The sequence below is a fragment of the Rhizobium sp. BK049 genome, from assembly GCF_014193135.1.
Taxonomy (GTDB): domain Bacteria; phylum Pseudomonadota; class Alphaproteobacteria; order Rhizobiales; family Rhizobiaceae; genus Rhizobium.
This window is the reverse complement of the sequence record NZ_JACHYV010000004.1, coordinates 139,273-161,428: the sequence shown is the minus strand read 5'-3', so window position 1 is coordinate 161,428 and position 22,156 is coordinate 139,273. Positions and strand designations below refer to the sequence as shown.

The following is a 22,156-nucleotide window of genomic DNA, read 5'->3' as shown; positions in this document are numbered from 1 at the left end:
CGGGCCTTTTGTTTGCGCGGATCGTCTGATTTGAAACAAGAAAGGGCCTGGCAGCGGAACTGCCGGGCCCTTTCTTGAGATTTGAGCGATCAGTCGTTGGCCGAAACCTTGACGCCGAGCACCTGCGGCAGCGTGTTCGGAGCGCCCATGGCAGCACCGACGATCGTCGGGAACGGCACCGGCTTTTCGGGAGCGGCCTTGACGGTCAGGCTCTTGGGGTCGTCGAGGAAGGTGTTGACGGCGGCCGAAACGGCGTTCTGCAGTTCTGGGATATTGAGCTGCGCCAGCATGATCGGCGTCATCGCCTTCAGCGAATCCGCCATCTGCTTGCCGGACATGTTCTGCTGCGAACCGGCATAATCGAGCGCGCGCTTGGTGATCGAGGCATCTTCGAAGCGCACCTTTGCACCCTCGAAGGACAATTGCTGCATCAGGCCAAGCATGGCGAGGCCGAGCGCCTGCTGCGACTGTTCCTTGTTCGGATTGGCTTCGGATTGCTTCATCGCATCCTGCATCGACTTCATGAAGGCCATCGTATAGCCCGAGATCTTGAAGCCAAGATTCAGTTTGCCGATGTTGGTGAAGTCGAAGGCGAATTCCGAAATGTCGATCGTGCCGGGCGCGAGTTCCCAGGCGCCCTTCATGGTGATGTCGCCTTGGACGTGCTGCAGGGCGAGCTTCTCGATCGCGTCCTTGCTCTGCGCATCCTCGGCCTTGCTGAGATCGGCCTTCATGCTCTTAAAGGCGCCGTCGAAATCGAAGCCGGATTCGTCTTCGCGCAATGTCAGGTTCATGTTGCTTTCGAGCACGGAGAAGACTTCCGCGCCGTCCTTGACCACCTTCAGCGGGCCGGTATGGGCTGTTTCGTAGAGCATCATCGTATCGAGCGAGTCGCCGCCGGGCGTTGACGGGATCGAAATGCCGCCAAGCGTCAGCTGCTGCGCCGTCACAGTGACGCCATCTTCGGTCTTGTTGATGTCGGGGAAGGTCGCTTCTTCGATATAGTAACCGCCGTCCTCGTCTTCCTCGACACCGGAAAGAGTGACTTCGCCGATAGGCAGGCTTTCGCCGCCGGTCGGTTTGAGGCTGACGTTCTTCAAGGTCACCGTCGTGCCGTCGATATCGATGCCGTCGGCCGAAATCGTTCCGCCCTGCGCGGCATAGGCGGCATTGAGCTTCTTCAGCAGATCGGCGCCGTCGAGAGCGAAAGCCGAGCCTGCGAGCGAGAAAAAGGCTGCGCCCGACAGCATCAGCCGCGTTGTCCGGTAAAAGTTCATAGGGTGATTCCTCTGGTGGCGTGTGACGGTTGGAAATCTGCAGTTACGCTACTACGGATTGGGCCTGCTTTATATTGCGGCCCACTAATTTTTTGTTGAAGGGAAGGGCAAACGAAATCCAAATTGCCGCGATGAGCTTGTCTCATCCTTTGATATCAGCCGGAAGACTTCATCCACAGCTGCAATGACCTGGATTCCTTGCCCGCCAGCCTCTTCTGGGCTAGTCAGGACCTATGGGACAAGAGATTTTGCCGCCTTCCGGCGGAGACGACGACAACATCCAACCGGTCGACCTGAAGGCGGCGCTTGAGCAGCGCTATCTCGCCTATGCGTTATCGACCATCATGCACCGGGCCCTGCCTGACGTGCGCGACGGGCTGAAGCCTGTCCATCGCCGCATCGTCTACGCGATGAACGAGATGGGGCTGAGGCCGACTTCAGCCTTCAGAAAATGCGCCAAGATCGTCGGCGAGGTGATGGGTAACTACCATCCGCACGGCGACCAGTCGATCTACGACGCGCTGGCTCGTCTCGCGCAGGATTTCTCGCAGCGTTATACGCTGGTGAACGGCCAGGGCAATTTCGGCAATATCGACGGCGACAGCCCCGCCGCCATGCGTTACACCGAATCGAAGATGACGGCGGTCTCCGAACTGCTGCTCGAAGGGATCGATCAGGATGCGGTCGATTTTCGCGACACCTACGACGAATCGAATTCCGAGCCGGTCGTGCTACCCGGCGCCTTCCCGAACCTGCTCGCCAACGGCTCCTCCGGCATCGCCGTCGGCATGGCGACCTCGATCCCGTCTCACAATGCCCATGAGCTATGCGATGCCGCCCTGCATCTGATCAAGCATCCCGATGCGACGGTCGAAAAGCTCGTCGAGTTCATTCCCGGCCCGGATTTCCCCACCGGCGGCATCATCATCGACAGCCGCGACAGCATCATCGAGAGCTACCGCACCGGCCGCGGCGGTTTCCGCGTGCGGGCGAAATGGCAGACGGAGGATCTGGGCCGCGGCGGCTATCAGATCGTCATCACCGAAATTCCCTTCCAGGTGCAGAAATCGCGGCTGATCGAGAAGATCGCCGAGTTGCTGATTGCCCGCAAGCTGCCGCTGCTCGAAGACATCCGCGATGAATCGGCCGAGGATATCCGCATCGTCCTGGTGCCGAAGTCCCGGAGCGTCGATCCGACGATCCTGATGGAATCGATGTTCAAGCTGACGGAGCTCGAAAGCCGCTTCCCGCTCAATATGAACGTCTTGTCCATGGGGCGCATTCCCAAGGTCATGGCGCTGAACGAAGTGCTGAAGGAGTGGCTGGACCACCGTCGCGAGGTGCTGCAGCGCCGGTCGCGCTTCCGTCTGGCCGCGATCGACAAGCGTCTCGAAATCCTCGGCGGCCTTCTGATCGCCTACCTCAATATCGACGAGGTGATCCGGATCATCCGCGAGGAAGACGAGCCGAAGCCGGTCATGATGGCGCGATGGGACCTGACGGACAATCAGGTCGAAGCAATCCTCAACATGCGGTTGCGCGCCCTGCGCAAGCTGGAAGAATTCGAGATCCGCAAGGAGTTCGACGAACTCACTAAGGAAAAGAGCGAGATTGAGGCGTTGCTTGCCTCCGACGACAAGCAGTGGCAGACGGTCGCCTGGGAAATCGGCGAAGTGAAGAAGAAATTCGCCAAGGCGACCGAGGTCGGCCGTCGACGCACCCAGTTCGCCGATGCGCCCGAAGCCGACGAGGAAGCGATCCAGCAGGCGATGATCGAGAAGGAACCGATCACCGTCGTCATTTCCGAAAAGGGCTGGATCCGCGCCCTGAAGGGCCACATCGCCGACACGGCGACGCTGACCTTCAAGGAGGGCGACGGCTTGAAAGTGGCCTTCCCGGCGCAGACGACGGACAAGATCCTGATCGTTACGACAGGCGGCAAGGCCTTCACGCTCGGTGGCGACAAGCTGCCGGGCGGTCGCGGCCACGGCGAACCTTTGCGTATCATGGTCGACATGGATAACGACCAGGCTGTGCTGACCGCCTTCGTCCACGATCCCTCGCGCAAGCAGCTGATCGTCTCGACGGCTGGGAACGGCTTCGTCGTGCCAGAGGCGGAGCTGGTCGCCAATACGCGCAAAGGCAAGCAGATCATGAATGTCGCGCTGCCGGAGGAAACGCAGCTGCTGGTGCCCGTCAGCGGCGATCACGTCGCCGTCGTCGGCGAGAACCGCAAGCTGCTGGTCTTCCCGCTCGCGCAGGTGCCGGAAATGTCGCGTGGCAAGGGCGTGCGCCTGCAGCGCTACAAGGACGGCGGCATTTCCGACGTCCGATGCTTCGCGATATCAGACGGCCTTGTCTGGGAGGACAGCGCCGGCCGCACCTTCACGAAGAACAAGGACGAACTCGCCGAATGGCTGGGCGATCGCGCCAGCGCCGGACGGACCGTGCCGAAGGGCTTCCCGCGCAGTGGCAAATTCGCTGGCTGAGGCTTTACAGCGCCGCGCGCTGTTCAGGCGCGCAAAGGACGCCGTAAGGCCTTGATTTTTTGTCGAACTAAATTCCGCTCTCGGCTCTTGGCGGGCGCGGGAACTTCTCTATCTCATTGCTGTTATCAAAGTGAAGAGAAGGCCGGTTGCGTGGGCGGACGGAGCGGCTGCGGTTCGTTGCGCCTCGGGAAGGCGCGCGTGCCCTACCGGAGGAAAATCGATGCCCGCCAGCACCATCAAATTGCATGTCAGCCACACATACAAGGCGCCGCCGGCGGCCGTCTACGACGCTTGGCTCAATCCGGAAATTGCCCGCCGCTTCCTGTTTGCGACTGATGAGGGTCACGTCATCCGTGCCGACATCGATCCGCGCGTCGGCGGACGTTTCTTCGTTGTCGACCGCCGCCCGACCGGCGACGCCTTTCATCAGGGCGTCTTCCTGGAATTGAAGCGCCCGCAACGCATGGTCTTCAGCTTTTCCGTCGAAGAGCACGACCACAATTGCGATCGCGTCGAAATCGACATCGAGCCTCTCGGCGGCGGCAGCCGCCTGACATTAACCCACGAAATGTGCGCCGAATGGGCCGCACACGAGGAGAAAACACGGCAAGGCTGGGCGCATGTCGTCGAAGCGCTCGGCAGGGAACTGGAACAGCAACAGTTGAAGGCTACCGGTTGAGCGGCACGCTGAAGTCCCGAAGGAAGCGTGTCGCGCCTTCCTCGTCAATCTCGCCGGCGGCGATGGCAAGGACGAAAGCGTAGAGATTGGCGTCGGTGGTCTCGATCTCGCCATTTTCGAGAAGGAATACACCGGCGCACGATCGCGATGCGTTTGTTGCCGTCGACGAATGCATAGTTGCGGGCAAGGCCGAAAAAATACGCTGCGGCGAGTTCGATGACATCGTCGCAACCGTAGTTGGCCTTATGCATCGGTCGGCCGAGGGCGGATTCCAAAGCGCCTTCGTCACGCAACCCGGCAAGCCCGCCGAAGCGCTCGATCTGCATTGTCTGCAGAGTCTCCACCAATGGCCTTGTCAGGAATTTGAAGGCCATTATTCGGCCAGTTTCTTCAAAGCAACCTTATACTTGTTCATGAAATGTCATGCCACCTCGAGCTGACGAGACAAATCTTCCTCAGCCGGCCTCAAATTGATGCCGCCATTTTCCATTTGGAGTTCCAGCGAGTCGCCTGTTTTTAAACCGAGGCGATCGAGGATCTCTTTGGGAATGATGACACCCTCGGAATTTCCGATCTTACGGATCGTGACGTTCATCGCTCTGTCCTCTGTTTTAACGCCGTTATACACGGTGCCGAGCGCGCGACAACGTCACATCACGAGACTTGCCTGACGCTCTTCCGCCGCGCCATCCAGAGGGAATGCGCGGCGATTGTCGCCGTCAGGACGCCGCCGCCGACGAGCGTCGTCGTTACGGGCGTTTCGGCAAAGATCAGCCAGACCCAGATCGGGGCAAGCACCGTTTCCAGTAGATAGAACATGCCGACTTCAGGTGCGGAGAGGTAGCGCGGCCCGGTTGCAAGACACCAGAAGGCGACCGGCATCATGACGGCGCCGTTGAGGAGGATCCAGCCGGGATGGGCGATTGCAAACGCTGAGGGCAGAGCTTGCGCGAGGCCGAGCGCGGCCGGCAGGATGGCGGCAAGCAGCGGCACGAAGCCCATTTGCCGGCGCGAGGCACGCCCGAGTGTAATGGCTGCGGCAAGAATGAGCGCGCTGAGAAGCGCCATAGCGTCGCCAAAGATATGGCCGCTGGCAAGTCCTTCGCTTACAATCAGTCCGACGCCTGATATCATGAACAGCATGGCGATCAGCGTCGCGGCCGGGGGCTTCTCCTTGAGGAAAATCCAGGAAAGCAGCGCCCCGAACATCGGATTGAAGGCGACGATGAAGACGACATTGGCCGTGGCCGTATTGAAGACGGCCAGCACGAAAGTTAGGGAAGAGAGACCGTAGAGCAGACCGGCGATAAGACCAGGTCGCCCCGGAACGAGGACCGGCCACTTGCCCGAAACAAGGCGCATTGCTCCTAATATCACGAGCGTGGCGACAACCGTTGCTGCGCTCCGCATTCCGAGAACCCACCAGATGTCACCGTCGCCAAGGCGGACGAGCGGGATATCCATGGAAAGTGCCAGCCCGCCGATCGCCGTCAGCAGCAGGCCTTTCCGATGATCGGAAAGAGCGGTGGGGAACATTCAGTCGCGCGTGCTTTCGGGCATGGAGGAGGGGTCGAAACGTTCCCAGCCGCGCGGGGTCAGATGCTCCTGCGGCTGGAAACGGGTCTTATAGTCCATTTTCCGTGACCCCTGAACCCAATAGCCGAGGTAGACATGCGGCAGACCGAGCGCTTTCGTGCGCCTGACATGGTCGAGAATCATGAACGTGCCGAGCGAACGCCGCTCGAGCGCCGGATTGAAATAGGAATAGACCATCGACAGCCCGTCGCTCATCGTGTCGGTCAGTGCGGCGGCAAGCAGTTCGCCCTTCGGCCGCTCCTCCAGCCCGGAGCCTTCCTCGCGCCGGCGGTATTCGATGATTCGCGTGTTCACATGCGTGTCCTCCACCATGATCGCATAATCGAGCACGGTCATATCGGACATGCCGCCTTGCTGGTGGCGGAAATCGAGATAGCGCCGGAAGAGTGAATATTGCTCGCTGGAAGGCTGGGCTGCGAATTCGGTGGCGATGACATCGGAATTGGCGGCAAGCACCCGTTTCATCGATTTCGTCGGTTCGAATTCCTGGGCGAGAATCCGCACGGAAACGCAGGCGCGACAGGATTCGCAGGCCGGTCGGTAAGCGATGTTCTGCGAGCGGCGGAACCCGCCCTGGGTGAGGATGTCGTTCATCTCGGCGGCCCGCGGGCCGACCAGATGGGTGAAGACCTTGCGCTCCATCTCATGCGGCAGATACGGACACGCAGCCGGAGCCGTCAGATAAAACTGCGGGGATGGCGTCGTCTGCGTATTCATTTGTCGCGGAAGTTTCCTTGTCGAGACAGTGCCGTTTTCTGACAGCATGACTTAAGAATAGAAAACGTCAACAGCGCGGCGGTCTCCGCCCTTCATTTCAGTCTTCTAAACTTTGGATATGGAGCGTCGTGATGCCGGGTACAGGCAAGGCGGAGAGTTTTTTCGTCTCCGCCGCCAGGTCTTAGACGGCAGGTCTCAGGCAGTGCGCACCGTCACCGTGCCGACCAGGAGGTCGTGGATGAGACGGCTGCGCTCGATAAACAGGCCGGCAAGCAGGATGAGCGGCGTCAGCACCGAGTTGAGGATCCAGAACAGCGCCAGATGCACGATCGCCGTCAGAAAATCCATCGGCCGGCCGTCGACGCGCACGATCGCAATTCCCATTGCCCGCATGCCGAGCGAAGCTTGGCTCGGCCCGCCGACGGTCAGGCCGAAGTAAAGGCCGGCGACGATGACGAAGAGGGCAGGGTAGAGGAAGAAGCCGAGGCCGAGCGTGACGATCGAAAGGAAAAACAAAACGATCGCCGCGGGAATGCACAGCAGCGCCACGATGAGGTAATCGAGGATGAAGGCAAAGACACGGCGGCTCAACACGCCGCTATAGGCGCGCCAGTCCTCCGGTGCGGCGTAAAGCGGATTGGGGTTGTAGCTCATCTCAATCTCCTCTCGCAAAAGCGACGCCGCTGATATGGTGTCGGCGGGGCGAAATACAATCATTCGCCCCGAAATCACCGTTTGCTGAGAATTTTCGCCACCTCGACTGCGAAATAGGTGAGGATGCCGTCGCATCCCGCCCGCTTGAACGACAGCAGCGTTTCGAGCATCGCCCGCTCGCCGTCGATCCAGCCGTTCATCGCTGCGGCCTTGATCTGCGTATATTCACCGGAAACCTGGTAGGCGAAGGTCGGCAGGCCGAAGGCCTCCTTCATCCGCCAGCAGATGTCGAGATAGGGCAGGCCGGGCTTGACCATCAGCATGTCGGCGCCTTCCTCGACGTCAAGGGCGGCATCGCGGATCGCCTCGGTACCGTTGGCCGGGTCAATATAATAGGTCTTCTTGTCGCCCTTCAGCAGCCCGCCGGTCGAGATCGCTTCGCGATAGGGGCCATAAAAGGCGGAGGCGAATTTCGTCGCATAGCTCATGATGCCGACGCTCTGGTGGCCGGCGGCATCGAGCGCCCTGCGGATCGCGCCGACGCGCCCGTCCATCATCTCCGATGGGGCGATGATGTCGGCGCCGGCATTGGCCTGCATCACCGCGGCACGCGCCACCTGATCGACCGTCTCGTCGTTGACGATCTCGCCGTCTCTGAGAATGCCGTCATGGCCGTGGCTGGTGAAGGGGTCGAGCGCGACGTCGGTGATGACGCCGATATTGGGCACCGCCTTCTTGATCGCCGCCGTGGCCTGATTGATCAGATTGTTGGCCTCGAGGCTGTTCGAACCTGTCTCGTCGCGCAGCTCCATCTCGATGTTGGGAAAGGTCGCCAGCGCCGGAATGCCGAGGCCGGCCGCTTCGCGCGCGGCCTCGACTGCTTTGTCGATGCTCATACGGTTGACGCCGGGCATGGCCGGGATCGGATCGATGATACCGGAGCCCGGCACGACGAAGATCGGCCAGATCAGGTCGTCTACCGTCAGCCGGTTCTCCTGCACCAGCCGGCGAGTCCAGTCTGCCTTGCGATTGCGCCGCATGCGGCGATGGCCGGTGATGTCGTCGACGAGATGCGTCTTATCCTGCATGATATCTGTCCCTGGCCCATTCCATTTATCGGAGCGCTCATTATCATGGCGCCCGGAAAATCCAAACCGGACGATTGGCCGCGGCGGAAAAACCGCTTGTAACGATCCGATCCCGAACCGATGTTTGCGCTATGGAAACCGATTCCCCGACAATACCGAAACGCACGCTGGCGGATCTTCTCTTCATCCTGTTCCTGAGGCTGGTGGCCGTATCCTGCTTCTGGTTCGGGCTGCAATATTGGGCGATGCTCGTCGGTTATTCGCTGGTCGGGGCCGGCCGATTCGATCTTTTGAGCCTGCCGTGGAAGGTGGCCAGCACCAGCCTTGCCGTGCTTTTCCCCGTCGCCTCCCTCGGCCTCTGGCTCACCGTCTCCTGGGGGCCGGTTATCTGGGTGCTGGCAGCGGGCGGGCAGATTCTCATGTATGGTCTGCTGCCTGACATTTTCGGGCCCAATAAGCTGATCATCCTGCTGCATCTCATGGTCGCCGCGGTCTACTGCATTTTCCGCCTGTTGCTCTGGCTGGAAAAGCGCCGGCACCGCCGCCAGGTAAGTGTTGATTTACCCTGAGACAACGTGGGGTTTCCGGTAAGGCTCCATTAAGCCTGCGGTTTAAGTCGAATTTTATATGTATTCGATAGGGTCTCACTCAAGGCGGGAAGAAAACGACACCGCCAAACAAAACAGTGAGGCAGTCGATATGAACACGAAAATCAAGCCGCAGGCGGTATCCAACTTCCGTGACCAGCAGGATCAGGGCATCCGTGATCTTTACATGGAATCCCTTCATCTTGTCGAACGTCTTCATCGCCGTCTTCTCGACGTCATCAAGGACGAGTTCGACCGTCAGGGTCGCAGTGACGTCAACGCCATCCAGGCGCTGCTCCTTTTCAACATCGGCAATTCCGAGCTGACCGCCGGCGAGCTGCGCTCGCGAGGTTACTATCTCGGCTCCAACGTATCCTACAACGTCAAGAAGCTGGTCGACCTCGGTTTCATCAACCACCAGCGCTCCCGCATCGACCGCCGCTCGGTCCGCATTAGCCTGACCGAAACCGGCCAGGACATCGCCGAAACGGTCGCCAAGCTCTACGAACGCCACATCGCCTCGATCGATAAGGTCGGCGGCATCGGCACCGACGAGTTCACCCAGATGAACAAGCTGCTCCAGCGCCTGGATCGCTTCTGGAACGACTCGATCATGTATCGCCTCTAAGACCCTCGACCTCCTTTCAGGGTTGAAGAAAACCGGATGCGTTCCCTGCGCGTCCGGTTTTGTTGTTTGCACCCGTGGCATCTTTGCAACGCATGGCAGGCAAGCGTAAGAGCCGGTATTCAAGCCGTTTTTTAGCCGTTATTAACCGGCACGATTTACCTCGTCACATGGTTCGTTGCGTGATGACTCGGCCATCGACAGCTATCTGCGGTCCAGGCAACACGAATTGGCCATATTGGTGTGGCAGCGGAAGGTTAACAACCGGCGCTTTCAATGGACCAGGAACATTCAGCCTTCCGCATCGCAATCTTGTGATGCGGTGGGCAGGATTTTCCGATGTGCCGGGAGAACGAATGGATAGGGATCTGCGTTACGGCGCAGTGATATCGCAAAGCGCCGCGCTTCCTTTGCGGCATTCAGTGGTTGGGACTATGTCGAAGAAAAACGGAAATGAAGCTCTCTCGCGCCGCGCTTTCCTTGCGTCCGCGGCAACGATAGGCGCCAGCGCGATGGCCGCGCCGGCATTGGCGCAGTCGGCGCTCGATACGCTGATCAACGCACCGCGCCGCGGCAACTGGGATGACCAGTTCGATGCCAAGGCGGCTTCGCGCACGGCGACGGCCGTCGTTTCCAACACGCCGATCCTCGGTCCCCAATCGGTCGCGAGTGCCCAGCAGGCGATCATGCAGTATCAGCAGATTGCGGCAGCCGGCGGCTGGCCCGAAGTCAATCCCGGTGATCAGCGCCTGCAGCTCGGCGTTTCCTCTCCCGCCGTCCAGGCGCTGCGCCAGCGCCTTGCGATCACCGGCGACCTGCCGCGCGAGGCAGGCATGTCGAACTCCTTCGATTCCTATGTCGACGGCGCCGTCAAACGCTTCCAAGCGCGTCACGGCCTGCCGTCCGACGGCGTTCTCGGCGAGTTCACGCTGAAGGCGATGAATATTCCGGCCGATGTCCGCCTGCAGCAGTTGAACACCAACCTGGTCCGCCTGCAGACCTTCCCGGAAGATCTCGGCCGGCGCCATCTGATGGTCAATATTCCGGCCGCCTATGTCGAGGCCGTCGAAGACGGCAGCGTCGCGACGCGCCACACCGCGGTCGTCGGCCGTCTGAGCCGCCCGACGCATCTCGTCAATTCGAAGATCTACGAAGTCATCCTCAACCCTTACTGGACCGCGCCGCGCTCGATCGTCGAAAAGGACATCATGCCGCTCATGCGCAAGGATCCGACCTATCTCGAAAAGAACGCGATCCGTCTCATCGACGGCAAGGGCAATGAGGTTTCTCCGGAGACTGTCGATTGGAACGGCGAGGCGCCGAACCTGATGTTCCGCCAGGACCCGGGTAAGATCAACGCCATGGCATCGACGAAGATCAACTTCTACAACAAGAACGGCGAGTACATGCACGACACGCCGCAGCAGGGCCTGTTCAACAAGCTCATGCGTTTTGAATCGTCAGGCTGCGTCCGCGTTCAGAACGTGCGCGACCTGTCGACCTGGCTGTTGCGCGAGACGCCGGGCTGGAGCCGCCAGCAGATGGAGCAGGTGATCGCAAGCGGCGTCAACACGCCGATCAAGCTCGCCACCGAAGTTCCGGTTTATTTCGTCTACATCTCCGCCTGGGGCATGCCCGACGGCATCGTCCAGTTCCGCGACGACATCTATCAGATGGACGGCAATGCCGAGCTCGCGCTCGACACCACGGCCGGCATGGAGCAGCCGGTTCAATAAGCGGCGCCCTCTGCGTCGTGATTTTGAGAACCGCGCTTCGGGCGCGGTTTTTTATGCCGGGGAGGGCGCTGTTTGACGCGTCCTGCCGAGGGGTGCTCACAAAAGAGCTGCAGCGCGCGCTTTGCCCAGCAAATGTCGTTCTTCGTATTGCCCTTGCCCCGGCGGAAGGCTAATACCTCAGCGCATTCCAGTTGAGGAGCCCGCCCATGACCAATGCTTCCACCGAATCCTTCTTCAATCGCTCGCTTGCGGACGTCGATCCGGAAATCTTCGGCGCGATCGGAAAGGAACTCGGTCGCCAACGGCACGAGATCGAACTGATCGCTTCCGAGAACATCGTCTCCCGCGCCGTGCTGGAAGCCCAGGGCTCCATCATGACCAACAAATATGCCGAGGGTTACCCCGGCAAGCGCTATTACGGCGGCTGCCAGTTCGTCGACATCGCCGAGGAGTTGGCGATCGAGCGCGCCAAGAAGCTGTTCGGCGTCAATTTCGCCAACGTCCAGCCGAATTCCGGCTCGCAGATGAACCAGGCCGTGTTCCTGGCGCTGCTGCAGCCCGGCGACACCTTCATGGGTCTCGACCTGAATTCGGGCGGCCACCTGACGCATGGTTCGCCGGTCAACATGTCCGGAAAGTGGTTCAACGTCGTGTCCTACGGCGTGCGCGAAGGCGACAACCTGCTCGACATGGATGAAGTCGCCCGCAAGGCCGAAGAGCACAAGCCGAAGCTCATTATCGCCGGCGGCACCGCCTATTCCCGCATCTGGGACTGGAAGCGCTTCCGCGAGATCGCCGACAGCGTCGGCGCCTATCTGATGGTCGACATGGCCCATATCGCCGGCCTCGTTGCCGGCGGCCAGCATCCGTCGCCGTTCCCGCATTGCCATGTCGCGACGACGACAACGCACAAGTCGCTGCGCGGCCCGCGCGGCGGCGTCATCCTCACGAATGAAGAGGATCTCGCCAAGAAGTTCAATTCGGCCGTCTTCCCGGGCCTGCAGGGCGGTCCGCTGATGCACATCATCGCTGCCAAGGCGGTCGCCTTCGGCGAGGCGCTGCAGCCGGAATTCAAGGAATACGCCGCTCAGATCGTCAAGAACGCCCGGGCGCTGGCCGAAACGCTGATTGCAGGCGGCCTCGACGTCGTCTCCGGCGGCACCGACAACCACCTGATGCTGGTCGATCTACGCAAGAAGAACGCCACCGGCAAGCGCGCCGAGGCAGCGCTTGGCCGCGCCTATATCACCTGCAACAAGAACGGCATCCCCTTCGACCCGGAAAAGCCCTTCGTCACATCAGGCGTGCGTTTGGGCGCACCGGCCGGCACGACGCGTGGCTTCAAGGAAGCCGAATTCCGCGAGATCGGCAATCTGATCGTCGAGGTTCTCGACGGCCTGAAGGTCGCCAATTCCGATGACGGCAACGCCGCCGTCGAAGCCGCCGTGCGCGGCAAGGTGGTCAACCTCACAGACCGCTTCCCCATGTATGGCTACATGGGGTAAGGAGTAGCGATGCGCTGCCCTTATTGCGGTTCGGAAGATACCCAGGTCAAGGATTCGCGTCCGGCGGAGGACAATACGTCCATCCGCCGGCGGCGTATCTGTCCGGATTGCGGGGGGCGTTTCACCACCTTCGAGCGTGTGCAGCTGCGCGAACTGATGGTCATCAAGAAGACCGGCCGCAAGGTACCGTTCGATCGTGACAAGCTGGTGCGCTCCTTCGAAGTCGCGTTGCGCAAGCGCCCTGTCGAGCGGGATCGCATTGAGCGTGCCGTCTCCGGCATCGTCCGCCGGCTCGAAAGTTCCGGCGAGACGGAAATCTCCTCCGAGCAGATCGGCCTGCAGGTGCTGGAAGCCATGAAGAGCCTCGATGATGTCGGCTTCGTGCGCTACGCCTCGGTCTATCGGGATTTCTCGCTTGCCGAGGATTTCGAGAAGGTCATTTCCGAAATCAACGCCAAGATCGCCCGCGACCCGCTGGACAGATGAGCCATGAGCGTCACGGCGGATGACGAAGGTTTCATGGCATCGGCGATCCACCTGTCGCGCCGGCATCTCGGCCGCACCGCCACCAACCCTTCCGTCGGCTGCCTCATCGTTCGTGACGGCGTCGTCGTCGGCAGTGCGGTCACGGCGCTCGGCGGCCGTCCGCATGCCGAGCCGCAGGCGCTCGCCGAAGCCGGCGAACGCGCCCGCGGCGCCACCGCTTATGTGACGCTCGAACCCTGCTCGCATCACGGCAAGACACCGCCCTGCGCCGAGGCGCTGATCGCCTATGGCGTGGCTCGCGTCGTCATCAGCGTCACCGATCCCGATCCGCGCGTCTCCGGCCGAGGCATCGCCATGCTGCGCCAAGCCGGCATCGAGGTGGATGCCGGCGTACTGGAGACGGAGGGCCGGCGTTCGCTGGCCGGCTATCTCACCCGCCAGACGAAGAACCGCCCCTATGTGACTCTCAAACTTGCCGTTTCCGCAGATGGCATGATCGGCCGGGAGGGGGAGGGCCAAGTGGCGATCACAGGTCCGGAGGCCCGCGCCGAGGTTCAGGCGCTGCGCGCCGAAACCGACGCGATCCTCGTCGGCATCGGCACCGCGATAGCGGATGACCCGCTTCTGACGGTGCGCACGCCAGGCCTCGAAGCCCAGTCGCCGATCCGCATCGTCCTTGATCCGTCTCTTGCGTTGCCGCTGACGAGTAAGCTGGTTCAGACGGCGCGGGAGGTGCCGGTCATCGTGGTGGCGAGCGAGAAAGTTTCGCCGTTGGCGGCGGATGCTGAAGGATTACCCCCCTCTGTCCTGCCGGACATCTCCCCCACTGACTCCGCCGACATAGACTCCCGCCGCACCGCGCTCGAAACCGCCGGCGTCGAAGTCGTCTACTGCAATCCCTATCACCCCGAGGTCCTGCTGCTGGCGCTTGCGACGCGGGGCATTTCCTCGCTTCTGGTCGAGGGAGGCGCAAAGACAGCGCGGCTTTTCCTCGAGGCCGGCCTCGTCGATCGAATCCAGATTTACCAGGCGCCCGGCGTCATCGGTGAGGGCGGTATTGAATCCCCGTTGCAGGCAACCGACATACCATCCGGTTTCATGCATATGAGCACGCGAATGTTTGGCGACGATCGCCTGGACGAATACGAAAGAGGGCTTTGATGTTCACCGGAATAGTCACCGATGTCGGCATAGTCGAATCCGTTTCCCCCCTGAAGGAGGGCATCAAGCTGCGCGTCGCAACAAGTTACGATCCTGCGACCATCGATATGGGCGCGTCCATCTCCCATTCCGGCATCTGCCTCACCGTGACCGGCCTGCCTGATGAAGGCAGCAATGGCCGCTGGTTCGAAGTGGAAGCTTGGGAAGAGGCGCTGCGGCTGACGACGATCGGCACCTGGCAGCAGGGCAGCCGCATCAATCTCGAACGGTCGCTGAAGATCGGAGATGAACTCGGCGGCCACATCGTTTCCGGCCATGTCGACGGCAGGGCGGAAATCCTCTCGGTGACATCGGAGGGCGATGCCACCCGCTTTCGACTGCGTGCACCCGAGCATCTGGCGAGATTCGTCGCCCCCAAGGGGTCGATTGCACTCGATGGCACTTCGCTGACCGTCAATGCGGTCGACGGCACCGATTTCGACGTCCTGCTCATCCGCCACACGCTCGACGTCACCACGTGGGGTGAGCGCAAAGCCGGCGATTTCGTCAATTTCGAAGTCGATACAATGGCGCGTTACGCTGCCAGGCTGGCGGAATTCCCGAGCGCCTGAATTACAAACCTGTACTGCTTTCCGGTGTCGCGCCACGACTGGCATGCCGGGCGCGAGGAACATCATCTGCGCGCCTGAGACGTCCAACTACCGTCTATGAGGCGGCGCCAGCCAGATGGTTCACCAATCCGGGGATAGCTTCCTCAGATACTGGCCGTAGGCACTCTTGCCGAGCTTCTCCGCGAGCTTGGCGAGTTCGGCCGGCGAGATGTAACCCATGCGCCAGGCGACTTCCTCGGGACAAGCGATCTTGAAACCCTGGCGTTTCTCCAGCGTGCTGACGAAACCCGCGGCATCGTGCAGGCTGTCCGGCGTGCCGGTGTCGAGCCAGGCATAGCCCCGGCCCATCAACTCCACGAAAAGCTGGCCGCGCTCGAGATAGGTACGGTTGACATCGGTGATTTCCAATTCGCCGCGCGGTGACGGCTTCAGGTTGGCGGCGATATCGACCACCTGCTGGTCGTAGAAATAGAGGCCGGTCACCGCCCAGTTCGATTTTGGCTCCTTCGGCTTCTCCTCGATCGACAGCGCATTCATCTTTTCGTCGAAGCCGACGACGCCATAGCGTTCCGGATCGGTGACGTGATAGGCGAAGACCGTCGCGCCTTCACGACGACTCGTGCCGGATTTCATGATTTCCGGTAGGCCGTGCCCGTAGAAGATGTTGTCGCCGAGAACGAGTGCCGAGCTGTCGCCGTGCACGAAGTCGGCGCCGATGATGAACGCCTGGGCGAGGCCGTCCGGGCTCGGCTGTACGGCATAGGTCAGCGAAATTCCCCATTGCGAGCCATCGCCGAGAAGGCGCTTGAAAGCTTCGATATCGTGAGGCGTGGTGATGATCAGCAACTCCCTGATGCCGGCGAGCATAAGCGTCGTCAGCGGATAGTAGATCATCGGCTTGTCGTAGACCGGCATCAACTGTTTCGAGACAGCCTCTGTGATCGGATGCAGACGTGTGCCTGTGCCGCCGGCGAGAATTATTCCCTTCATGCCCATCTCCTTAAAGACCTTTATTCAAAAGGTCTTGCATGACCACCATCATGGACTGCTTCCACTCCGGGAGCCGGATTCCATATGTTCTGGCGAGTTTGTCGCCGTTGAGACGCGAATTGGCGGGACGCCTCGCCGGTGTCGGATAGTCCGCCGTCGGGATGCGTTCGACCTCGACCTTTTTGCCGCCGGATTTAAGAAGCTCCGCGAATATCTCTTCGGCGAAGTCCGCCCAGCTTGCTTGGCCGCTGCCGGTCAGGTGAAAGGTGCCGCGCAGCGATGGCGCAGGATCCGCTACGATGCGGGTTGCGATCACAAGAATCGCGTCGGCGATGTCGAGTGCCGAGGTCGGGCATCCTGTCTGATCGGCGACAACGCGAAGATGATCGCGCGTCTCGGAAAGCCGCAGCATCGTTTTCAGGAAATTGCTGCCAAAGGGCGAATAGACCCAGGCTGTGCGCAAGATGACGTGGTTCGGGTTCACCGCCGCGACGGCCTTCTCGCCCGCAAGCTTCGAACGCCCATAGACCGAGATCGGCGCCGTCGCATCCTCTTCGGAATAGGCGGAGGCCTTGTCGCCGCTGAAGACGTAGTCGGTCGAAATGTGGATGACCGGAGCCCCGATCCGCGCGGCAGCCTCGGCAACCGCCCCGGCGCCCGCCGCGTTGACAGAAAAAGCAAGCTCGGCTTCGCTCTCGGCCTTGTCGACCGCCGTATAGGCGGCCGCCGAGACGATCACATCCGGGCGCAGAGCCGAGAAAGCGGCGGCGATGCTTGCGGGATTTGCGAGGTCCATTTCCGGGCGGCCGACCGCACTGATTTCGACGCCCGTTTCGGCGCCGCGTCTGAGCAGCGACTGAACGATCTGGCCCTGTTTGCCGGTGACGGCAATGCGCATCGCTTATCGTCCCTTGAAAACGCCGAGGCGTTCGCCGGAATAGACGTTTTCGCGTAGCGGCCTCCACCACCATTCGTTTTCCAAGTACCAGTGCACGGTCTTCTCGATACCGGTTTCGAAGGTCTCTTGCGCCTTCCAGCCGAGTTCGCTTTCGAGCTTCGAGGCATCGATCGCATAGCGTGCGTCGTGCCCGGGCCTGTCCGTGACGTTGGTAATCAGACGCGCATGCGGTGCCTTGTCAGTGTAGACGCCGTCGAGGATCGCGCAGATGCGATGAACGACATCGATGTTCCTGCGCTCATTGCGGCCGCCCACATTGTATTTTTCGCCGGGGCGTCCTCTGGATGCGATCGCAAAGAGCGCGCGGGCGTGGTCTTCGACATAGAGCCAGTCGCGAACATTCGTGCCGTTGCCGTAAACCGGAAGAGGCTTGCCCTCTAATGCGTTCAGGATCATCAGCGGAATGAGCTTTTCCGGGAAATGGAACGGGCCGTAATTGTTGGAGCAATTGGAGACGACGACGGGCAGGCCGTAGGTGCGGTGCCAGGCGATCGCCAGATGGTCGCTCGCGGCCTTGGAGGCGGAGTAGGGCGATGATGGATCGTAAGGCGTCGTCTCCTCGAAGAGGCCCTGGTCGCCGAGCGAGCCGTACACCTCGTCCGTCGAGACATGCAGAAAGCGGAAGGCGCTCTTGCTGCGTGCGTCAAGCCCGTCCCAATAGTGCCGTGCGGCGTCCAGCAGGCTGAATGTACCGACGATGTTGGTCTGAATGAAATCGGCCGCGCCCGAGATAGAGCGATCGACATGGCTCTCTGCTGCCAGATGCATGAGGATATCAGGGCGGAAGGATGCGAATGCTTCCTGCATTCTGGCATGGTCGCAGATGTCGGCGCGCAGGAATTGATAGTTCGGCGCCGATTCGACGGATTTCAGCGATGCCAGATTGCCGGCATAGGTCAGCGCGTCGACATTCAGCACCTCCGCGCCGATCTCGCTGACAAGATGGCGCACCAATGCCGATCCGATGAAGCCCGCTCCTCCCGTGACCAGTATGCGCATCGAGGATCAATCCTTGGGTTGTTGTGCTGAATAGGAAAAATGGCTTGGCAGATCGGCGAGCCGCGGCAGCGTCTTGTCCTTGTCGGACGACACCATCTCTCTCTCATCGAACGGCCAGCGAATGCCGATCATCGGATCGTTCCACGCGATGCCCCGATCATGCTGCGGGCTGTAGGGTGCGGTTACCTTGTAGCTGACGACGCTGTTCGGCTCGATCGTAACGAATCCGTGTGCGAAACCGGCCGGTATCCAGAGCTGCTTGCCGGTTTCCGGCGAGAGCTCCTGAGAGAGCCATCTGCCGAAGCTCGGCGATCCCTCGCGGATATCGACGACGACATCCATGATCCGACCGGCAAGGCAGCGCACCAGCTTGCCCTGTGCAAAGGGCGGGATCTGGAAATGCAGCCCCCGGACGGTTCCAGCCTGCGCCGAAAGCGACTCATTGTCCTGGATGAACGTGACGTCGGCCACATTTTCCCGGAACCAGGCATCTTTGAATACCTCGGAGAAGTAGCCGCGGTGATCGCCGAAGCGTGGCGGCGTGATTGCAACAATGCCCTCGATGGCCGCGGTCTCAATGCGCATGACTTACCTTTTCTGCGGCCTTCATGACGTTCATCAGCATCTCCGCCTGCGAGCGGCTCCGCATGGCCGCAAAGCCCGTCGCGGCAATGACATCGCGCTCGTCTGCATCTGCGATCAGCTTGTAGCAGCGCTCGATCATGTCGTCATAGCGCTCAATTGCCAACCCGCCGATGAAGGGCTGGAGGTCTGGATCGCGGATGTCGCCTTCCGTCAGCACGCAAACGCGATTGGCGAGCAGATAGGAAATGCGCACGATCTCGAAAACGCCGCTCGCATAATGATGGATGTTTATGACGATCTTGGCGCGGGCAATCGCCGCATCGCGTTCCGCACCATAGATGTTGAAGAGGTGCGCGACCTTGAGCCCGCTGTCGTTCAACGTCTTCAGGATATGGTGGCGGCGTTCGTTCATCGAGCCATAGAAGAGGACGTCGATATCCTTGACGGGGTTGTGCTGGATCTGGCTCAGGCAACCGCTGTAACCGATTTCGAGCACACCGGCATGATCGATGCCCTTGGCGGCAAGGTTTTCGCGGTTGCGCGGGCTGTAGTCGAGCACCGGCATCGCCCTCAGGATCGACGTATAGCGCGAATTGATCCAGCTGCTTTCCTCGGACACCTGCTCGAGGTTGATGATGACGCTGTCCTTCGGCAGATGGCCGACGATTTCGGCGGGGAGAAGATTGCCGCCGTAGATGATCGGCGCACGGCCGGCGAATGCATTCATGTCGCGGACGATCGGTGCCGAGCCGCCGAGTTCCTCGAAGGCGCCTTGGATGCCGAGTGCGACTTCGTCGAAGGCGTGGCTGTGATTGTAGTTTTCGGGCGTCACGATCCAGATGCAATGACGATCCTTGTGTGCCTGCCATCCGCCGGCGAAAGGCTGCAGCGGGTTGCGGAGCGGCTGCTCGATTTTCGGCGCAGCTGGTATAGCGGGCATTTCCGTCCGCACCGGCTGCTGCGGCATCGGGGAGGCGCCTGCGGCCTGCGGAGCATAGGCGCGCATCAATTCGCGGCCGCCGATGAACTGGCCGCGCGGCATCCAGCCCGGCGGATCGTCAGCCATCCAGATCAAATGCGGCTGCTTGATGAGCGGCTGGCGGCCTTCCTGCCACGAGGTCAGCAGAGCCTCGTCACGGGTCTTCAGAAAGGCTTCCTTGGCGGCAAAGAGGCCATGCAGCATCCGGCCGAGGCGGGTACCGAACTTCCATTCGAAATCGGCAAGAGCCGGTACGAAGGCGGCGATTTTCAATCCGGAGGCGGCAGCCTGCTGGACATAGAGCCCGAGCAGGCGCTCGATCACGAAGGGGCGCATCTTCGCGTTGGCATCGCGCGAATAGTTGGCTGTACCGGCATAGGCGGTGCCTGCCGGCGTGCCGACGCGCGCCTGGTGTTCCAGCGATTCGAGAATGCGTTCGCAAAAGGCGAAATACTCGGACCAGAATTTCCGGTTTCCGCAGAAATAATTGCAGAACGCGAAGGAAGTCTTGTCCTGCGGCGGCGCAATCGGATAGCCGAGGTCCTGGATGTGCAGGAAAATCGGGTCCATACCGGGATGACCGCCAAGCAGCGAATGTTCCCAAACGTTGCTGTAGATCGCCGCGTGGCCGATCAGGGGATTGTAAAGATAGGCGTCCGCGCCTTCTGCCCTGGCCTTTTCCGCCTCCGTGACAAAGGACGGGAAGCTCGTCACCGACTTCATCTCGAATTTGCTGGAGAGCAGCCCCCAGAATACGTCCTCGCCGAGGCCGATCGCCTCATGATGCTGATGCAGGGTGCGGAAGAGTTCATATTCGCGGGTCGTGGCCTGCGTATTGAACGAGATGTCGAGCGGCATGGCCGCCGCGTCGATTTGGCTGCGCTGCGAAGGGTCGAGATAAGGCTGATAGATGATGACGGATCCCGTCCCGGCAGCTTTCTCCGTGAGAAGCGCCAGATCAGGAAGACCGGCCGGCAAGGAAGAAATGGGCTGATTGATCGTCAAGGCGTTGTCCTTCGCGAATGGCTGCCGTCTTCGTGATTCACGATGCGGCATTCGTATGGGTGCCGACTATTGGACGTGAAGCTTGCGCCACACTGTTGGCAGGAATTTCGCTGGTCAGCTTCGCAACAGGTTAAGCCGTGATGTTCGTACAAGGCCCAATTCCGTGATAGGGCCCAACCCTGGACGGCGTCATGAAAAACGAAAAGATCTATGTAACAAAGCCCAGCCTGCCGCCGCTTGAAGAATTCATTCCTTCGCTGGAAGCGATCTGGAACAATCGCATCCTGACCAATGGCGGGCCATTCCACGGGCAACTGGAGCAGGAGCTCTGCAACCATCTCGGCGTGAAGCACATCAGCCTCTTTTCAAACGCCACCATTGCGCTGCTGACGGCGCTTCAGGCACTCCGCGTCACGGGCGAAGTCATCACCACGCCTTATTCCTTCGTGGCCACTTCGCACTCGCTTCTCTGGAACGGCTTAAAACCCGTCTTCGTCGACATCGACCCGGTGACGCTCAATCTCGATCCAGCGAAGATCGAGGCGGCGATCACGCAGCAGACGACGGCGATCATGCCGGTGCATTGCTACGGCCACCCTTGCGACGTCGATGCGATCCAGAAGATCGCCGATCTCTACAATCTCAAGGTCATCTATGATGCCGCCCATGCCTTCGGCGTGGAGGACGAACGGGGAAGTGTTCTCAATCACGGCGACCTTTCCATCCTGAGCTTCCATGCGACGAAAGTTTTCAACACATTCGAAGGCGGCGCCATCATCTGCCCGGACATCAAGACGAAGACTCGCATCGACCAGCTGAAGAACTTCGGTTACGTGGATGAGGTGACCGTGGTGGCGCCAGGCACGAACGGCAAGATGAGCGAGTTCAACGCTGCGCTCGGCCTGTTGCAGCTGAAATACATTAAGTTTGCACTCGAAAGGCGTGAGCTCATCGACGGTGCATACCGCGAGCGGCTCCGCGGCGTTTCGGGCATTGAATGCTTGGACCGTTCCGGCGAGACCGTCTCCAACTTCTCTTATTTCCCGATCCTCGTCCGTCCCGGCTATCCCATTTCACGCGATGGGCTCTATGAGTTATTGAAGGAAAACGGCATTCATACGCGCCGCTATTTCTATCCGCTGATTTCGAGCTTCTCGATGTATCGCAGCCTGCCTTCCGCCCAGCCGTCGAATCTGCCGGTCGCAAGCGAAGCAGCACTACAGGTGCTCTGCCTTCCCATCTATCCGGACATGGAGATGGAGATCGTCGACAAGGTTTGTGGGCTGATCGAGTCAGTTTAAAAACGCGATATTCCGGATGTCGTATCGCACCGCAGATAGAAACGATCTGCGGTGCGATATAGCGCGCCAATAGGCCAGGCGGCCCGCCTTGTCAGCAGATTGGGAACGCGGGCCCTGCCTGCCAAAAC

At 60.6% G+C, this 22,156-nt stretch carries 21 protein-coding genes and 1 pseudogene; 10 read left to right on the top strand and 12 right to left on the bottom strand.

Annotated features, from left to right (window positions below; all coding sequences use genetic code 11):
• Window positions 1–89: 89 nt before the first annotated feature.
• Complete coding sequence (locus FHT70_RS05990; protein ID WP_097598442.1) at window positions 90–1,277, bottom strand: hypothetical protein; 1,188 nt, start codon at window positions 1,275–1,277, stop codon at window positions 90–92.
• Window positions 1,278–1,510: 233 nt separating this feature from the next.
• Here FHT70_RS05990 and parC point away from each other — a divergent pair, with 233 nt between their 5' ends.
• Together parC and FHT70_RS05980 are read left to right on the top strand one after the other, a co-directional pair.
• A complete protein-coding gene (parC, locus tag FHT70_RS05985; protein WP_097598441.1) occupies window positions 1,511–3,766 on the top strand; it encodes a DNA topoisomerase IV subunit A in 2,256 nt (751 codons plus the stop codon).
• Between the two features lie 220 nt (window positions 3,767–3,986).
• Entirely contained in the window at window positions 3,987–4,445 is a 459-nt protein-coding gene (locus FHT70_RS05980; RefSeq protein ID WP_097598440.1) for an SRPBCC domain-containing protein, read from the top strand.
• On the opposite strand, the pseudogene FHT70_RS05975 reads toward FHT70_RS05980, so the two are convergent.
• The 6 genes and pseudogenes from FHT70_RS05975 to hemB form a co-directional block, all read right to left on the bottom strand.
• Window positions 4,435–4,819 (bottom strand): annotated as a pseudogene (locus FHT70_RS05975) (type II toxin-antitoxin system death-on-curing family toxin). The gene FHT70_RS05980 and the pseudogene FHT70_RS05975 overlap by 11 nt on opposite strands.
• 47 nt (window positions 4,820–4,866) lie before the next feature.
• The gene (locus FHT70_RS05970; RefSeq protein ID WP_183699529.1) at window positions 4,867–5,040 is read right to left on the bottom strand and encodes an AbrB/MazE/SpoVT family DNA-binding domain-containing protein; all 174 of its coding nucleotides are present in this window, start codon (window positions 5,038–5,040) and stop codon (window positions 4,867–4,869) included.
• 59 nt (window positions 5,041–5,099) lie between these two features.
• Complete coding sequence (locus FHT70_RS05965; RefSeq protein WP_097598438.1) at window positions 5,100–5,981, bottom strand: DMT family transporter; 882 nt, start codon at window positions 5,979–5,981, stop codon at window positions 5,100–5,102.
• A complete protein-coding gene (locus FHT70_RS05960; RefSeq protein ID WP_085777700.1) occupies window positions 5,982–6,758 on the bottom strand; it encodes an arginyltransferase in 777 nt (258 codons plus the stop codon). It lies immediately after the preceding gene.
• Between the two features lie 195 nt (window positions 6,759–6,953).
• Entirely contained in the window at window positions 6,954–7,412 is a 459-nt protein-coding gene (locus FHT70_RS05955; RefSeq protein WP_064801688.1) for an RDD family protein, read from the bottom strand.
• A gap of 74 nt (window positions 7,413–7,486) precedes the next feature.
• Window positions 7,487–8,500, bottom strand: coding sequence for a porphobilinogen synthase (gene hemB / locus FHT70_RS05950; RefSeq protein WP_183699527.1), 1,014 nt, complete (start codon window positions 8,498–8,500; stop codon window positions 7,487–7,489).
• A 131-nt stretch (window positions 8,501–8,631) separates the two neighbouring features.
• Between hemB and FHT70_RS05945 the strand changes: the two genes are divergently transcribed.
• The 7 genes from FHT70_RS05945 to FHT70_RS05915 all read left to right on the top strand — a co-directional run bounded on the left by FHT70_RS05945 (window position 8,632) and on the right by FHT70_RS05915 (window position 15,211).
• Complete coding sequence (locus FHT70_RS05945; protein WP_064811669.1) at window positions 8,632–9,069, top strand: DUF6163 family protein; 438 nt, start codon at window positions 8,632–8,634, stop codon at window positions 9,067–9,069.
• Between the two features lie 130 nt (window positions 9,070–9,199).
• Complete coding sequence (locus tag FHT70_RS05940; protein WP_004673822.1) at window positions 9,200–9,715, top strand: MarR family winged helix-turn-helix transcriptional regulator; 516 nt, start codon at window positions 9,200–9,202, stop codon at window positions 9,713–9,715.
• A 431-nt stretch (window positions 9,716–10,146) separates the two neighbouring features.
• The gene (locus FHT70_RS05935; RefSeq protein WP_097598435.1) at window positions 10,147–11,448 is read left to right on the top strand and encodes a L,D-transpeptidase family protein; all 1,302 of its coding nucleotides are present in this window, start codon (window positions 10,147–10,149) and stop codon (window positions 11,446–11,448) included.
• Between the two features lie 206 nt (window positions 11,449–11,654).
• Window positions 11,655–12,953 carry a serine hydroxymethyltransferase gene (gene glyA / locus FHT70_RS05930; RefSeq protein WP_085777703.1) on the top strand — a complete coding sequence of 433 codons (1,299 nt, stop codon included), beginning with the start codon at window positions 11,655–11,657 and terminating at the stop codon, window positions 12,951–12,953.
• A gap of 9 nt (window positions 12,954–12,962) precedes the next feature.
• The gene (gene nrdR, locus FHT70_RS05925; protein ID WP_003547190.1) at window positions 12,963–13,439 is read left to right on the top strand and encodes a transcriptional regulator NrdR; all 477 of its coding nucleotides are present in this window, start codon (window positions 12,963–12,965) and stop codon (window positions 13,437–13,439) included.
• Window positions 13,440–13,442: 3 nt separating this feature from the next.
• Window positions 13,443–14,600, top strand: a complete 1,158-nt coding sequence (ribD, locus tag FHT70_RS05920; protein WP_183699525.1) for a bifunctional diaminohydroxyphosphoribosylaminopyrimidine deaminase/5-amino-6-(5-phosphoribosylamino)uracil reductase RibD — start codon at window positions 13,443–13,445, stop codon at window positions 14,598–14,600.
• Entirely contained in the window at window positions 14,600–15,211 is a 612-nt protein-coding gene (locus FHT70_RS05915) for a riboflavin synthase (protein ID WP_183699523.1), read from the top strand. The genes ribD and FHT70_RS05915 overlap by 1 nt, the downstream gene beginning before the upstream one ends.
• Window positions 15,212–15,331: 120 nt before the next feature.
• Here FHT70_RS05915 and rfbA read toward each other — a convergent pair whose 3' ends face one another.
• Genes rfbA through FHT70_RS05890 form a run of 5 tightly spaced genes read right to left on the bottom strand, consistent with a single transcriptional unit; the run spans window position 15,332 to window position 20,727 of the window.
• The gene (gene rfbA, locus FHT70_RS05910) at window positions 15,332–16,201 is read right to left on the bottom strand and encodes a glucose-1-phosphate thymidylyltransferase RfbA (RefSeq protein ID WP_097598538.1); all 870 of its coding nucleotides are present in this window, start codon (window positions 16,199–16,201) and stop codon (window positions 15,332–15,334) included.
• 10 nt (window positions 16,202–16,211) lie between these two features.
• Window positions 16,212–17,099: a dTDP-4-dehydrorhamnose reductase gene (rfbD, locus tag FHT70_RS05905; RefSeq protein ID WP_183699521.1), complete on the bottom strand. Its 888-nt coding sequence runs from the start codon at window positions 17,097–17,099 to the stop codon at window positions 16,212–16,214.
• 3 nt (window positions 17,100–17,102) lie between these two features.
• On the bottom strand, window positions 17,103–18,158 hold the full coding sequence (gene rfbB, locus FHT70_RS05900; protein ID WP_097598431.1) for a dTDP-glucose 4,6-dehydratase: 1,056 nt from the start codon (window positions 18,156–18,158) through the stop codon (window positions 17,103–17,105).
• A 6-nt stretch (window positions 18,159–18,164) separates the two neighbouring features.
• The gene (gene rfbC, locus FHT70_RS05895; protein WP_097598430.1) at window positions 18,165–18,743 is read right to left on the bottom strand and encodes a dTDP-4-dehydrorhamnose 3,5-epimerase; all 579 of its coding nucleotides are present in this window, start codon (window positions 18,741–18,743) and stop codon (window positions 18,165–18,167) included.
• Window positions 18,733–20,727: a glycosyltransferase family 1 protein gene (locus tag FHT70_RS05890; RefSeq protein ID WP_183699519.1), complete on the bottom strand. Its 1,995-nt coding sequence runs from the start codon at window positions 20,725–20,727 to the stop codon at window positions 18,733–18,735. The genes rfbC and FHT70_RS05890 overlap by 11 nt, the downstream gene beginning before the upstream one ends.
• Before the next feature lie 191 nt (window positions 20,728–20,918).
• On the opposite strand from FHT70_RS05890, the gene FHT70_RS05885 reads away from it, so the two are divergent.
• Window positions 20,919–22,028 carry a DegT/DnrJ/EryC1/StrS family aminotransferase gene (locus FHT70_RS05885; protein WP_097598429.1) on the top strand — a complete coding sequence of 370 codons (1,110 nt, stop codon included), beginning with the start codon at window positions 20,919–20,921 and terminating at the stop codon, window positions 22,026–22,028.
• Window positions 22,029–22,156: the final 128 nt, after the last annotated feature.

What these genes read in the sequence shown, in the direction of transcription:
- FHT70_RS05990 (WP_097598442.1), bottom strand. Translation starts at nt 1,277, where the DNA reads ATGAACTTTTACCGGACAACGCGGCTGATGCTGTCGGGCGCAGCCTTT.
- parC (WP_097598441.1), top strand. Translation starts at nt 1,511, where the DNA reads ATGGGACAAGAGATTTTGCCGCCTTCCGGCGGAGACGACGACAACATC.
- FHT70_RS05980 (WP_097598440.1), top strand. Translation starts at nt 3,987, where the DNA reads ATGCCCGCCAGCACCATCAAATTGCATGTCAGCCACACATACAAGGCG.
- FHT70_RS05970 (WP_183699529.1), bottom strand. Translation starts at nt 5,040, where the DNA reads ATGAACGTCACGATCCGTAAGATCGGAAATTCCGAGGGTGTCATCATT.
- FHT70_RS05965 (WP_097598438.1), bottom strand. Translation starts at nt 5,981, where the DNA reads ATGTTCCCCACCGCTCTTTCCGATCATCGGAAAGGCCTGCTGCTGACG.
- FHT70_RS05960 (WP_085777700.1), bottom strand. Translation starts at nt 6,758, where the DNA reads ATGAATACGCAGACGACGCCATCCCCGCAGTTTTATCTGACGGCTCCG.
- FHT70_RS05955 (WP_064801688.1), bottom strand. Translation starts at nt 7,412, where the DNA reads ATGAGCTACAACCCCAATCCGCTTTACGCCGCACCGGAGGACTGGCGC.
- hemB (WP_183699527.1), bottom strand. Translation starts at nt 8,500, where the DNA reads ATGCAGGATAAGACGCATCTCGTCGACGACATCACCGGCCATCGCCGC.
- FHT70_RS05945 (WP_064811669.1), top strand. Translation starts at nt 8,632, where the DNA reads ATGGAAACCGATTCCCCGACAATACCGAAACGCACGCTGGCGGATCTT.
- FHT70_RS05940 (WP_004673822.1), top strand. Translation starts at nt 9,200, where the DNA reads ATGAACACGAAAATCAAGCCGCAGGCGGTATCCAACTTCCGTGACCAG.
- FHT70_RS05935 (WP_097598435.1), top strand. Translation starts at nt 10,147, where the DNA reads ATGTCGAAGAAAAACGGAAATGAAGCTCTCTCGCGCCGCGCTTTCCTT.
- glyA (WP_085777703.1), top strand. Translation starts at nt 11,655, where the DNA reads ATGACCAATGCTTCCACCGAATCCTTCTTCAATCGCTCGCTTGCGGAC.
- nrdR (WP_003547190.1), top strand. Translation starts at nt 12,963, where the DNA reads ATGCGCTGCCCTTATTGCGGTTCGGAAGATACCCAGGTCAAGGATTCG.
- ribD (WP_183699525.1), top strand. Translation starts at nt 13,443, where the DNA reads ATGAGCGTCACGGCGGATGACGAAGGTTTCATGGCATCGGCGATCCAC.
- FHT70_RS05915 (WP_183699523.1), top strand. Translation starts at nt 14,600, where the DNA reads ATGTTCACCGGAATAGTCACCGATGTCGGCATAGTCGAATCCGTTTCC.
- rfbA (WP_097598538.1), bottom strand. Translation starts at nt 16,201, where the DNA reads ATGAAGGGAATAATTCTCGCCGGCGGCACAGGCACACGTCTGCATCCG.
- rfbD (WP_183699521.1), bottom strand. Translation starts at nt 17,099, where the DNA reads ATGCGCATTGCCGTCACCGGCAAACAGGGCCAGATCGTTCAGTCGCTG.
- rfbB (WP_097598431.1), bottom strand. Translation starts at nt 18,158, where the DNA reads ATGCGCATACTGGTCACGGGAGGAGCGGGCTTCATCGGATCGGCATTG.
- rfbC (WP_097598430.1), bottom strand. Translation starts at nt 18,743, where the DNA reads ATGCGCATTGAGACCGCGGCCATCGAGGGCATTGTTGCAATCACGCCG.
- FHT70_RS05885 (WP_097598429.1), top strand. Translation starts at nt 20,919, where the DNA reads ATGAAAAACGAAAAGATCTATGTAACAAAGCCCAGCCTGCCGCCGCTT.